Raw genomic sequence first — 12,232 nt, 5'->3', positions numbered from 1 at the left:
CACTCGGCCGGTCAGTGGGGCTTCAACCTCACCGTCCTGATCCTCCTCGGCGTCGTCTGCGGCTTCGCGGTCGCGCGCCTGCTGCGCCGCCACGAGCCCGAGGTCATGCGCAAGTAGCGCGTGCCCTGAGGAACGGACGAAGGGCGGCACCCCGCACGGGGTGCCGCCCTTCGGCGTTCGCGGCGTTCATCGAGACCCTGAGGTCCAGGGAGAGTCTCAGTAAGCGCTGTTCACGTTGTCCATCGAGCCGTACTTGTCCGCGGCGTAGTTCGCGGCGGCGGTGATGTTGGCGACCGGGTCGTAGATGTTCCACGACGTGCCGGCCACGTGGTACGCGGCGAAGGTCGGCGGGATGACCTGCAGCAGGCCCTTCGACGGGATGCCGTTGATCGCGTTGATGTCCCAGTTGTTGATGGCGTTCGGGTTGCCCGAGGACTCGCGGATGATGTTGCGGTGCAGGCCGTTGTAGGAGCCCGGGATGCCCTTGGCCTTCATGATGGCCAGGGACTCGCGGATCCAGCCGTCCAGGTTGTTCGCGTAGACCGGCTTGCGGGCGGCGGCGCGGCTGGCGGCCTCCTTGACCTGGCGGGCCTTCTCGGCCTTCACCTTGGCCGCGGCCTGGGCCTTCGCCTTCGCGGCGGCTGCTGCCTCGGCCTTCACCTTCGCCGCGGCGGCGGCCTTGTCCTGCGCGGCCTTCAGCTTGGCGGCGGCGGCCTTGGCCTGCTGGTCGGCGGTGGCCAGCTGGTTGGTGACGCTGGCGTGGACGTCCTTGATCTGGGGCGCGCCGGCGGCGACCTGGAAGGCGACCGGAGCGGCGGAGACCGTCTCCGCCTCTGCGTGGGAGCTGCCCGGCACGAGCGTGAACGCGAGGGCGGCGGCGCCGAGGGTGGCGGCTCCGGCGATCGAGTACTTGTGGGTCTTCGTCAGGCGACTATGACCGAAAATGCTGTGCTGGGGCATGGAGAGGGACCTCTTCGCTGGGGGAAGTCGCTCGCCGGTCCACGGGGAACCGTTCATGTTTCGGCGATGAACGGCATGGGTACGAGCCCACGCTGCCGAGCAACGAGGGCAATTCTTAGCGGCCGCAAAATTCTGTGGCAAAGGTGTGACGTACGAAGCCGGGTAGTGGATCAGGTCCCACGCCGAGGCCCCACACCCCCCTCCCGCCCCGGTGCGGCCGCACACCCCTCATCCACTAGCGGCCTTCGTACGTGACGTGCGTCCTATGCGCGGGGTCACACCGCACACACGGCAACCTCACAAACAGTTGCCACTGCAATGCGCTCCGTGTCCGGATTCCTCAGGAAGTATCAGGTGGACATCCCCAAACTCATGCCACAGATACAAATGTCCCAATGCTTCCGTATATGTACGGCTTATTGCCTCGCGCCCCGCGATGGCCTCCAGCATCAGCAGATGGGACGCCTCCGGCTCGTGCAGCCCCGTGAGGAGCCCGTCCACCACCCGCACACCCCGCTCGGGCGTCACCACGAGGTCCGTCCAGCCCGCGGCGGCCCGCACCACCCCGTCAGGCCCCGCGGCTGACTCCACCGCCCGCACCGCCGTCGTCCCCACCGCGACGACCTTCCCGCCCCCCGCCCTGGCCGCGTTGATCAGCCGAGCCGACGCCTCCGGCACCTCGAACCGCTCCGGATACGGCGGCTCGTGCACCTCCGCCGACGCCACCCCCGTATGCAACGTGATCGGCGCGAACTGGACCCCACGGCTCACCAGCTCCGCAACGAGCCCCGCCGTGAACGGCCGCGCCGCGCTCGGCATCTCCGCGCTCCCCGCCCCGTCCGCGTACGGCAGCGCGAACACCGTCTGATAGACGGAGAGCGGCTGATCGCGCTCTGTATAGGAGTAACGGATCGCCCGCCCGTGCCGCCGCAGCAGCGCGGGCACGTCCCCCGTGGCCCGCACCCACCACAGCCGCGCCCCGCCGGCCGCCAGAGGCTCCTCCCACACCAGGCGCACGCCCTCGGGGAGCACGGCCACCGTCCCCTCCGGCCCGCCCGCACGCGGCCGCGTCGTCCCCCGCCCGTCCGGGTCCCGCAGCTCCACGGCCCAGCGCCCGTCATCACTCCGTGTCGAGAAATGCACCACCACGCGCGCGTGCCCGATCCGCCCGTCGACCGCGGCGGCCAGCGTCGGCGACGTGTTGACCACGAGCACATCCCCCGCCCGCAGCTCCCCCGGCAGCTCGGCGAACGTCCGGTGGGCGATCTCCGTGCCGCGCGACACGAGCAGGCGCACCGCGTCCCTGCCCAGACCGGGCCCGCGCTGCTCCGCGGGCACCCGGGCCGACAGCTCCTCCGGCACACGCACGGCGACCGTCACAGCACCTCCAGAAGAGGTCACAGCGCCTCCAGAAGAGAGGGGGCCGCATACCGTCCGCTGTCCGGCCGCTCGTCGAGCAGCCGCAGGAACGCCGGCACCACCGACTCGGGCGGCGGCCGGTGCCCGTCGTCGTCCAGCGGCACCGCCGCCTGGTACAGATCCGTCCGCATGTCACCCGGATCCACGGCCCACACCCGCAGCCCCGGCTCCTCCACCGCGAGCACCGCGGACAACTGGTCGAGCGCCGCCTTGGACGCGCCGTAACCGCCCCAGGTCTCGTACGCCTCCGCCGACGCGTCCGAGCTCAGCGCGACCACCGCCCCCGCCGGCGCGGCCCGCAACAGTGGCAGCGCCTCCTGTGTGAGCCCGAGCGCCGCCACGACATTCACCTCCAGCGCCCGCCGCAGCCCCTCCAGCGGCAGGGCGTCGAGCCGCACCAGCGGCTCGGCCCCCAGCGCGCTTGCGTTGTTCACCAGCAGATCCAGGCCCCCGAGACCGCGCGCCGCCGCCACCAGGTCCGCGCGGTGCGCCGCGTCCGTGACGTCCCCGGGCAGCGCCGCCACCCGCGTCCCGTACTTCTCCAGCTCCTCCGCCGTCTCCCGCAGCACCGCCCCGGACCTGGCGTCGAGCACCAGATCCCAGCCGCGCCCCGCAAGAGCCGCCGCGAACGCGCGGCCGAACCCCTTCGAAGCCCCCGTGATGATCGCCACCGGCATGACATCCGTCCCCTCGGGCCCATCGGGCCGCTCTAGTGCCGTACGTGCTTCGACGTGCCTCCAACGTAGGAACGCACCCGCCCGCCGCGCCTCGTACGAGGGCCGCACCTCACCGGGGCCCTTCGCCCTACGCCCACCGGCCTAGGCGGTGGCCGCCACGGGCCCGATACGCGCTGTCACACCCCGCCGGTACCGTGAGGTCATGAGTCACGGCCCACGATCAGGCCTGTCCGCGGTGAGTACCGCGCTGCTGGCCATGAGCAGACACCTCGAGGTGCGCGACGTCCTCAAGACGATCGTCGCGTCCGCCCGCGAGCTGCTCGACGCCGAGTACGCGGCGCTCGGGGTGCCCGACGACCACGGCGGCTTCGCCCAGTTCGTCGTCGACGGCGTCAGCGACGCGCAGTGGAAGGCCATCGGCCCGCTCCCGCGCCAGCACGGCATCCTCGCCGCGATGCTGCGCGACGCGAAGACCGAGCGCCTGGGCGATGTGCGCAAGGACCCGCGCTTCGAGGGCTGGCCGTCCGCCCACCCCGACATGTCCGACTTCCTCGGCCTGCCCGTCCGGGACGGCGACGAGGTCATCGGCGCCCTCTTCCTCGCCAACAAGAAGTGCCCGAAGCCACAAGGGAGTTGCGGCTTCACCGCGGAGGACGAGGAACTCCTGACGATCCTCGCCCAGCACGCCGCCATCGCCCTCACCAACGCCCGCCTGTACGAGCGCAGCCGCGAACTCACCATCGCCGAGGAGCGTTCGCGCCTCGCTCATGAACTCCACGACGCCGTCAGCCAGAAGCTCTTCTCCCTGCGCCTGACCGCCCAGGCCGCGGCCGCCCTCGTCGACCGCGACCCGTCCCGCGCCAAGGGCGAACTCCACCACGTGGCCGAGCTGGCCGCCGAGGCCGCCGACGAACTGCGCGCCGCCGTCGTCGAGTTGCGCCCCGCCGCGCTCGACGAGGACGGCCTCGTCGCCACCCTGCGTACGCAGGCCCAGGTCCTCGACCGCGCCCACTCGGCGCACGTCACCTTCGACTGCAGCGGCATCCGCGCCCTGCCCGCCGCCCAGGAAGAGGCCATGCTCCGCGTCGCGCAGGAGGCGCTGCACAACGCCCTGCGCCACTCGGGCGCCGAGCACGTCGCCGTGACGCTCGACAAGCGCGGCGCCGGAGCCGTCCTGCGCGTCACCGACGACGGCCGCGGCTTCGACCCGCGGGCCGTCCGGCACGCGGGACGCCACCTCGGCCTGGTGTCGATGCGGGACCGGTCCAGTGGCGTGGGCGGGCTTCTGACGGTGGAATCGGAGCCCGGCAAGGGCACCACGATCGAGATGGAGGTCCCCGGTGGCTGACAACAGGATCCGGGTGCTGCTGGTCGACGACCACCAGGTCGTCCGCCGCGGGCTGCGCACGTTCCTCGAGGTCCAGGACGACATCGAGGTCGTGGGGGAGGCGTCGGACGGCGCCGAGGGGGTCGCCCGCACCGAGGAGCTCAAGCCGGACGTCGTCCTGATGGACGTCAAGATGCCCGGGATGGACGGCGTCGAGGCCCTGCGCAAGCTCCGCGACCTCGCCAACCCCGCGCGCGTACTCATCGTCACCAGCTTCACCGAGCAGCGCACCGTCGTCCCCGCCCTGCGCGCCGGCGCCGCCGGATACGTGTACAAGGACATCGACCCGGAGGCCCTGGCCGGCGCGATCCGCTCGGTGCACGCGGGCCATGTGCTGCTCCAGCCGGAGGTGGCCGGCGCCCTGCTGTCGCAGGAGGAGACCAACGCCGGGCAGGGGAGAGGCAATGCGCTCACCGAGCGGGAGCGCGAGGTGCTCTGCCTGATCGCGGACGGCCGTTCGAACCGCGAGATCGCGCGGGCCCTCGTCCTCTCCGAGAAGACCGTCAAGACCCATGTGTCGAACATCCTGATGAAGCTCGACCTCGCGGACCGCACCCAGGCCGCCCTATGGGCCGTACGCCACGGGGTGGCCGGCTGAGCCGCGGGCTTCCGGGCTTCCGGGTCTCCAGGTTTCCGGACCTCGAGGCTTCCGGGCCTCCGGAACGACAATACGGATGGTTCCGCTCCGGGCTGAGATTCATACCGTCGTGTGTATGTCCCCCACATGGCGCATCCTGCGGAAGGCTCCCGCGTTCTCCAGTGCGTGCTGCGGCGGTTTCGTCGCAGTGATCGCCTAGGAGGGTCAAGAAGTGAAGAAGCTGAAGAGGGTCGCGGCCGTGTCGATGGTCGCCGGTGGTCTCGTCGCCGCCGGTGCCGGTATGGCCTCCGCCACGGACGCGCACGCGAACGGCCACGCCGTGAACTCCCCGGGCATCGTCTCGGGGAACGTGATCCAGGCCCCGGTCCACATCCCGGTCAACGTCGTCGGCAACACGGTGAACGTCATCGGTCTGCTGAACCCGACCTTCGGCAACCTCGGCGTCAACGACTGACGAAGCCTCGGTCCACCAGTGACCACCGGCCCCCGGTATCCCCGGGGGCCGGTCCCGTATCCCCGCGACGCCGCGGCCCCGTCACCGCCCCCCGCGCTCCCGCTCCTCCACGAACGAGTTGTACGCCGCGACCTGCGCCCGCCGGGCCGTCCGCTCCACCGGACGCAGCGCCTCCGTCCGCGCCGCCATCTCCGAAGCGCTCACCGCCCCGCCGTGCCCGCTCTCGTACGCCACCGAGATCAGCAGCCCGACCCGCTGCGCCAGCTCCAACACCCGTACCGCACGCGGCGGATAGCCCGGCGCGAGGACCTCGCGCCCCCGCTCCGCCCGCGCCCGGTACGCGTCCACCGCGGCCTCCGCCACCGGACCGGACCCGGCCACGTCGAGCCGCGACAGGACCGCCGTCGCGTCCCGCAGCGCCTCCGCGAGCTCCCGCTCGGCCTCCCCGAGCGATGGCACATCGGCCGGCGGAGCCTCCCGCACCGGAAGGCAGTGCCAGAGGACCTCGACATGAAGGTCACCGTCGGGCCCGGCCTCGTACACCTCGGGCACGAGCCCGAGCGCGGCCCCGTGGCACACGACGGCCTCCTCGGCGTCGAGGGCGCGCGCGTTGAACTCGGGGGGACCGCTCAGACCCAGCGGATGACCCGGCGCGGGCAGCGCGACGCGCAGTCCCGTCGCCCCCAGCGCGCGCAGCCGCCCCAGGGCGAGCGTCAGCCCCACGGGCCCCGACTCGCCGGGCAACCCCTCCACCCGGTGCACCGCGTCCTCGCCCACTATGGCGAGCGCCGCGTCATCGGGAGCGACAAACCCGGCCAAAAGTGCATTTCCCCATGAGGCCAGCCGGCCTGAGCGTGGTTCCGAAAGCATGGCCCCCACCCTAAAGACCGGCCGATGGGTGGGACCGGTCGACCGGTGGCGTAGGTTTTCCCTGGGGGATGCGTCCACAGACGCACGCGACAGCCGAGACTGCAATGGGAGACAACGCGCTCATGAGCGATGTACTGGAGCTGGTGGACGTATCCGTGGTCCGCGAGGGCCGGGCTCTGGTGGACCAGGTCTCCTGGTCGGTCAAGGAGGGAGAGCGCTGGGTCATCCTCGGCCCGAACGGCGCCGGGAAGACGACCCTCCTGAACGTCGCCTCCAGCTACCTGTTCCCCAGCCAGGGCACCGCCTCCGTCCTCGGCGAGACCCTCGGCAAGCCCGGCACCGACGTCTTCGAACTGCGCCCCCGCATCGGCGTCGCCGGCATCGCGCTCGCGGAGAAGCTCCCCAAGCGCCAGACGGTCCTGCAGACCGTCCTCACCGCCGCGTACGGCATGACCGCCGGCTGGCACGAGGACTACGAGGACATCGACGAGCAGCGCGCCCGCGCCTTCCTCGACCGCCTCGGCATGAGCGAGTACCTGGACCGCAAGTTCGGCACGCTCTCCGAGGGCGAGCGCAAGCGCACCCTCATCGCCCGCGCCCTGATGACCGACCCCGAGCTCCTCCTTCTCGACGAGCCCGCCGCCGGTCTCGACCTCGGCGGCCGCGAGGACCTCGTACGCCGCCTCGGCCGCCTCGCCCGCGACCCGATCGCCCCTTCGATGATCATGGTCACGCACCACGTCGAGGAGATCGCCCCCGGCTTCACGCACGTCCTGATGATCCGTCAGGGCAAGGTGCTCGCCGCGGGCCCCCTGGAGCTGGAGCTGACCTCCCGTAACCTCTCCCTCTGCTTCGGCCTCCCGCTCATCGTCGAGCAGCGCGGCGAGCGCTGGACCGCGACGGGCCTCCCGCTGGGCTGACCCGGCCCGGTCCCGCCCCCTGTCCGCCCCACGGCACCCTGTCCCACGGAGAGCCGCGGTCCTACCATGACCATGTGGCAGACATCAACGCATGGGTGTGGTGGCTGATCGGGGCGGCCGCACTCGGAATCCCGCTCGTCATCACCGCGATGCCCGAGTTCGGCATGCTGTCCGCGGGCGCCGTCGCGGGCGCCGTGACGGCCGGCCTCGGCGGCGGGATGGTGACGCAGGTCCTCGTCTTCGCCGCCGTCTCGGTCGCGCTGATCGTCGTCGTACGGCCCATCGCCACACGGCACCGCACCCAACGCCCCGTGCTCGCCACGGGAATCGAGGCGCTGAAAGGCAAGCAGGCCGTCGTCGTCGAACGCGTCGACGGCAGCGGCGGCCGCATCAAGCTGGCCGGAGAGATCTGGTCCGCCCGCCCCCTCGACGCGTCCGAGAGCTACGAGCCGGGCCGCCAGGTGGACGTCGTCGACATCGAGGGAGCCACCGCCATCGTCGTGTGATCATGGTGAGGTGATCGAGGAGGTGGCTTGAACTCCCCACGCCGCAGAGCCCGTTCTGACAGACTCGACCAGCAAGATCCTCAAGATCTTCCGGCGGGACCCGCCGGAACGACGACGGCACGAAGGGTACGGGAGACGCGATGTCAGCGATCATCATCGTCCTGATCATTCTGGTGGTGCTGGTCTTCATCGCCCTGATCAAGACCATTCAAGTCATCCCGCAGGCGAGCGCGGCGATCGTGGAACGCTTCGGCCGCTACACACGCACACTGAACGCGGGCCTGAACATCGTCGTCCCGTTCATCGACTCGATCCGCAACCGGATCGACCTGCGAGAACAGGTCGTCCCCTTCCCGCCCCAGCCGGTGATCACCCAGGACAACCTGGTGGTCAACATCGACACGGTCATCTACTACCAGGTCACCGACGCCCGCGCCGCGACCTACGAGGTGGCCAGCTACATCCAGGCCATCGAACAGCTCACGGTCACCACCCTCCGCAACATCATCGGCGGCATGGACCTTGAGCGGACCCTGACCTCCCGCGAGGAGATCAACGCGGCCCTGCGCGGCGTCCTCGACGAGGCCACCGGCAAGTGGGGCATCCGCGTCAACCGCGTCGAGCTCAAGGCGATCGAGCCGCCCACCTCCATCCAGGACTCGATGGAGAAGCAGATGCGCGCCGACCGTGACAAGCGCGCCGCGATCCTCACCGCGGAAGGCATCCGCCAGTCCCAGATCCTCACCGCGGAAGGTGAGAAGCAGTCCGCCATCCTGCGCGCCGAGGGTGAGGCCAAGGCCGCGGCCCTGCGCGCCGAGGGCGAGGCCCAGGCCGTCCGTACGGTCTTCGAGGCCATCCACGCCGGCGACCCCGACCAGAAGCTGCTCTCCTACCAGTACCTCCAGATGCTCCCGAAGATCGCCGAGGGCGACGCCAACAAGCTCTGGATCGTGCCCAGCGAGATCGGCGACGCCCTCAAGGGACTCTCCGGCGCCATGGGCAACTTCGGCGCCATGGGCGGAGGATCGGCCCCCGTGGCCGCCCCGCGCCGAGAACAGCCGCCCATCGACTAAGCCGCCTGAGCCGCCTGAGTCCTGCCCCACCCCCGCACACGAAGAAAGCCCGCCCCGGCACCCCGGAGGCGGGCTTCTCCGCTCGCTGCGTGGCGCCGCCCGCTACGCCGCCGCCCGCGCCAGCCACCCCGGCAGCGCGTCCCGCTCGGACTGCCCGAGCGTCAGCAGCATCGCGTCCGCCGGCGTCGGCTCGAACGGCTCCCGCAGCAGCGGCATCCCGGCCTGCTCCGGAGTCCGGTCCGCCTTACGGTGGTTGTCCTCCGCGCACGAAGCGACCGTATTCAGCCAGGAGTCCGCACCACCGCGCGACCTCGGCACCACGTGGTCCACCGTCGTCGCCCGCCTGCCGCAGTACGCGCACCGGTGCTGGTCACGGATCAGCACACCACGCCTCGACCACGGAGCACGTCTTCGGAAGGGCACCCGCACATACCGGCACAGTCTGATGACCCGCGGCACCGGTATGTCCACGGCGGCCGCGCGCACACGGAGTCCGGGGTGGGCCTGCTCGACGACGGCCTTGTCCTGCAGCACCAGCACGACGGCCCGGTTCAGCGTCACCGTCGACAACGGCTCGAAGCTGGCGTTCAGTACCAGCGTGTCCCGCATCTCGCCCACCTCCCGTACGTCCCCGGCCCACCCCCGTGGCGGGCTTGGATCAACTCTGTCCGGGCGCGCCGAGATGGACAACGCAATAAAAAATGCCCGCCCCCGATCACTTCCATGACCGGGGGCGGGCGAACAGACGGTGAACGTCGGCGGACGTCAGCGTTCCGCGGGAGCCGCGTACTCGGCGATCACCTGAGCACGCGCCAGCGTGTGAAAACGCAGATTGAACCCGACGACAGCCGGCGAGGCGTCCGAGTCGGGACCGAGCTTCTCCTGATCCACCGCGTACACGGTGAAGACATAACGGTGCGCCGGATCACCGGGCGGCGGCGCGGCGCCCCCGAAGTCCTTCGACCCGTAGTCGTTGCGCACCTGCACCGCACCGGCGGGCAGCCCTTCGAACTTGCCGCTGCCCGCACCGGCCGGCAGCTCGGTCACCGAGGCCGGGATGTCGAACACGGTCCAGTGCCAGAAGCCACTGCCCGTCGGCGCGTCCGGGTCGAAGCACGTCACCGCGAAGCTCTTGGCCTCCGCCGGGAAGCCCTCCCACCGCAGCTGCGGCGAGGTGTTCCCCTCCGCGTAGACCTGCGCGTCCTTGAGCACCGCCCCAGGCTCGACGTCCTCGCTCACCACCGTGAACGACGGCACCTGCGGATGGAAGTCATGGGGAAGCGGCGGCCTCTTGAGGTCGGTCACGTCGGCACCTCCTGCTCGGCGAAAACTCTCGGATCCGAGCCTATGCCTCCGCCCCGCCGGCCAAGGACCCGCACCACCACACGGCCACCGCGCCCGCCTCAGAACCAGTTGCGCTTGCTGCCGACCTCGGACAGCCACTGGTGCAGATACGCCGACCAGTCCGTCCCCTGGAAGTCGTGGTGCCCCACGACGAACGACCGGAACGTGTCACTGCCCTCGCTGAACAGCCCCGGCTTCTTGTCCATCTCCAGGACGACGTCCATCTCGCGGTCGTCCGCCACGAAGCTCAGCTCGACCTGGTTGAGGCCGCGGTACTGCTGCGGCGGGTAGAACTCGATCTCCTGGTAGAACGGCAGCTTCTGCCGCGTCCCCCGGATGTGCCCGCGCTCCATGTCCGCGCTCTTGAACCGGAACCCGAGCCCGATGAAGGCGTCCAGGATCGCCTGCTGCGACGGCAGCGGGTGCACGTTGATCGGGTCGAGGTCACCGGAGTCCACGGCGCGCGCGATCTCCAGCTCCGTCGTCACACCGATGTTCATGCCGCGCAGCTGCTGCCCGTCGATCGTCGTGACCGGCGTCTCCCACGGGATCTCGAGCCCGAACGGCACCGCGTGCACCGCGCCCGCCTGCAGCGCGAACGCCCCGCCGAGGCGCACCTTCGTGAACTCGATGTCCTGCTTGGTCTCCTGGTCACCGCCCTCGACCTCGACCCGAGCCTGCAGACCGACCGAAAGCCCCTCGATGTCCTGGTCCACGGACCCGCCCTGGATCCGCACCTCACCCTGGACGACGCCACCCGGCACCACGTTGACCTCGGTCAGCACGGTCTCGACCGACGCCCCGCCGGCACCCAGACTCGCCAGCAGCCGCTTGAACCCCATGACTCCACTCCTCCCCGTGCCACGACCTGTGGCCCGTCTCTTCCTGTCGCGATCCTCGACCTCTACCAACGCGACAGACCGTTCACCGGTTCCGCCACAACGACGTTGGACTACGCTCGACCGCCATGATCGCGGCCCCTGACCGTACGCCCCTCACACGTGCCTTCTTCGACCGGCCCGTACTGGAGGTCGCCCCCGATCTCCTCGGGCGCGTCCTCGTACGCAACACCCCTGAAGGCCCGATCGAACTGCGCCTCACAGAGGTCGAGGCCTACGCCGGACCGGACGACCCCGGCTCCCACGCGTACCGCTCCCGCACCGTCCGCAACGACGTGATGTTCGGTCCGCCCGGACACGCGTACGTCTACTTCACCTACGGCATGTGGCACTGCCTCAACCTGGTGTGCGGCCCGGAGGGCACCGCGAGCGGGGTACTCCTCCGTGCCGGCGAGATCATCAAGGGCGCCGAACTCGCGCGCAAACGTCGACTATCGGCCCGTAACGACAAAGAACTGGCCAAAGGACCGGCCCGCCTGGCCACGGCTCTGGACGTGGACCGGGCACTGGACGGCACGGACGTCTGCGCCTCCCCGGGCTCCCCCCTCGCGATCCTCACGGGCACGCCCACGCCCCGCGACCAGGTGAAGAGCGGCCCGCGCACGGGCGTCGCCGGCGAGGGCGGCCTCCACCCCTGGCGCTACTGGACCGTCAACGACCCGACGGTGAGCCCGTATCGACCGCACACGCCACGCCGTCGTTCAACTTGACTCGCCTTCGCGGGGTCCGTAATGTAGCCCGAGCCGCTTGACCCGGTTCCGGCAATCTGCCGACAGCCGAAGGCGGCCAAACCACTACCTACGAATTCCCCTCTGCTGGGGCTTATTCAGCATGTCCGCATGCCTGAATTCGAATCCGCAGATCGAATGAGGGCCTCGATTATGAGGCTCCGGGGAAATCCGCTAACGTAGTGGAAACGCCGAAAGGCAAGGCCCCCAACGGCCACCGGAAATGAATTCCGAACCGGGAACGGAACGGAAAACGGGTCTGGTAGAGTTGGAAACGCAAGACCGAAGGGAAACTGCCCGGAGGAAAGCCCGAAGAGATTCGGGTGAGTACAAAGGAAGCGTCCGTTCCTTGAGAACTCAACAGCGTGCCAAAAGTCAACGCCAGATTGACAACCCC

Annotated in this window: 15 protein-coding genes; 7 read left to right on the top strand and 8 right to left on the bottom strand. The window is 70.3% G+C overall.

Annotated features, from left to right (window positions below; translation table 11 throughout):
* Positions 1-216 precede the first annotated feature (216 nt).
* From EOT10_RS40710 to EOT10_RS40700, 3 genes are all read right to left on the bottom strand, one after another.
* On the bottom strand, positions 217-960 hold the full coding sequence (locus EOT10_RS40710) for a transglycosylase SLT domain-containing protein (RefSeq protein ID WP_127833415.1): 744 nt from the start codon (positions 958-960) through the stop codon (positions 217-219).
* Between the two features lie 297 nt (positions 961-1,257).
* Positions 1,258-2,340 (bottom strand): S-adenosylmethionine:tRNA ribosyltransferase-isomerase, encoded by a 1,083-nt coding sequence (locus EOT10_RS40705; RefSeq protein ID WP_127833414.1) that lies wholly within the window; start codon positions 2,338-2,340, stop codon positions 1,258-1,260.
* 17 nt (positions 2,341-2,357) lie between these two features.
* Positions 2,358-3,056 (bottom strand): SDR family NAD(P)-dependent oxidoreductase, encoded by a 699-nt coding sequence (locus EOT10_RS40700; RefSeq protein ID WP_127833413.1) that lies wholly within the window; start codon positions 3,054-3,056, stop codon positions 2,358-2,360.
* Between the two features lie 202 nt (positions 3,057-3,258).
* Here EOT10_RS40700 and EOT10_RS40695 point away from each other — a divergent pair, with 202 nt between their 5' ends.
* The 3 genes from EOT10_RS40695 to EOT10_RS40685 all read left to right on the top strand — a co-directional run bounded on the left by EOT10_RS40695 (position 3,259) and on the right by EOT10_RS40685 (position 5,495).
* Entirely contained in the window at positions 3,259-4,404 is a 1,146-nt protein-coding gene (locus tag EOT10_RS40695; protein WP_127833412.1) for a GAF domain-containing sensor histidine kinase, read from the top strand.
* Complete coding sequence (locus EOT10_RS40690; RefSeq protein ID WP_127833411.1) at positions 4,397-5,041, top strand: response regulator; 645 nt, start codon at positions 4,397-4,399, stop codon at positions 5,039-5,041. Before EOT10_RS40695 ends, EOT10_RS40690 begins: the two co-directional genes overlap by 8 nt.
* 211 nt (positions 5,042-5,252) lie before the next feature.
* On the top strand, positions 5,253-5,495 hold the full coding sequence (locus EOT10_RS40685; protein ID WP_127833410.1) for a chaplin: 243 nt from the start codon (positions 5,253-5,255) through the stop codon (positions 5,493-5,495).
* 81 nt (positions 5,496-5,576) lie between these two features.
* Here the strand turns inward: EOT10_RS40685 and EOT10_RS40680 are convergent, their stop codons facing one another.
* On the bottom strand, positions 5,577-6,365 hold the full coding sequence (locus EOT10_RS40680; RefSeq protein ID WP_127833409.1) for a hypothetical protein: 789 nt from the start codon (positions 6,363-6,365) through the stop codon (positions 5,577-5,579).
* Between the two features lie 122 nt (positions 6,366-6,487).
* Here EOT10_RS40680 and EOT10_RS40675 point away from each other — a divergent pair, with 122 nt between their 5' ends.
* The 3 genes from EOT10_RS40675 (at position 6,488) to EOT10_RS40665 (ending at position 8,864) form a co-directional block, all read left to right on the top strand.
* Positions 6,488-7,285 (top strand): ABC transporter ATP-binding protein, encoded by a 798-nt coding sequence (locus EOT10_RS40675; RefSeq protein ID WP_127833408.1) that lies wholly within the window; start codon positions 6,488-6,490, stop codon positions 7,283-7,285.
* A 74-nt stretch (positions 7,286-7,359) separates the two neighbouring features.
* Entirely contained in the window at positions 7,360-7,791 is a 432-nt protein-coding gene (locus tag EOT10_RS40670; protein WP_127833407.1) for an NfeD family protein, read from the top strand.
* A 140-nt stretch (positions 7,792-7,931) separates the two neighbouring features.
* The gene (locus EOT10_RS40665) at positions 7,932-8,864 is read left to right on the top strand and encodes an SPFH domain-containing protein (RefSeq protein ID WP_127833406.1); all 933 of its coding nucleotides are present in this window, start codon (positions 7,932-7,934) and stop codon (positions 8,862-8,864) included.
* 102 nt (positions 8,865-8,966) lie between these two features.
* Here the strand turns inward: EOT10_RS40665 and EOT10_RS40660 are convergent, their stop codons facing one another.
* From EOT10_RS40660 to EOT10_RS40650, 3 genes are all read right to left on the bottom strand, one after another.
* On the bottom strand, positions 8,967-9,473 hold the full coding sequence (locus EOT10_RS40660; protein WP_127833405.1) for an HNH endonuclease: 507 nt from the start codon (positions 9,471-9,473) through the stop codon (positions 8,967-8,969).
* A gap of 156 nt (positions 9,474-9,629) precedes the next feature.
* Positions 9,630-10,169 carry a YbhB/YbcL family Raf kinase inhibitor-like protein gene (locus EOT10_RS40655; protein ID WP_127833404.1) on the bottom strand — a complete coding sequence of 180 codons (540 nt, stop codon included), beginning with the start codon at positions 10,167-10,169 and terminating at the stop codon, positions 9,630-9,632.
* A gap of 98 nt (positions 10,170-10,267) precedes the next feature.
* Positions 10,268-11,050: a sporulation protein gene (locus EOT10_RS40650; protein ID WP_127833403.1), complete on the bottom strand. Its 783-nt coding sequence runs from the start codon at positions 11,048-11,050 to the stop codon at positions 10,268-10,270.
* Positions 11,051-11,175: 125 nt separating this feature from the next.
* On the opposite strand from EOT10_RS40650, the gene EOT10_RS40645 reads away from it, so the two are divergent.
* The gene (locus tag EOT10_RS40645; RefSeq protein ID WP_127833402.1) at positions 11,176-11,817 is read left to right on the top strand and encodes a DNA-3-methyladenine glycosylase; all 642 of its coding nucleotides are present in this window, start codon (positions 11,176-11,178) and stop codon (positions 11,815-11,817) included.
* Positions 11,818-11,986: 169 nt separating this feature from the next.
* On the opposite strand, the gene EOT10_RS42530 is transcribed toward EOT10_RS40645, so the two are convergent.
* Positions 11,987-12,232: hypothetical protein (locus tag EOT10_RS42530; RefSeq protein ID WP_127833401.1), on the bottom strand; the 246-nt coding region annotated here is incomplete at its 5' end.

The organism is Streptomyces antnestii (assembly GCF_004005495.1).
Classification (GTDB): Bacteria; Actinomycetota; Actinomycetes; order Streptomycetales; family Streptomycetaceae; genus Streptomyces; species Streptomyces antnestii.
Note: the sequence above shows the minus strand (reverse complement) of the source record. Positions and strands in the feature narration are given on the sequence as shown.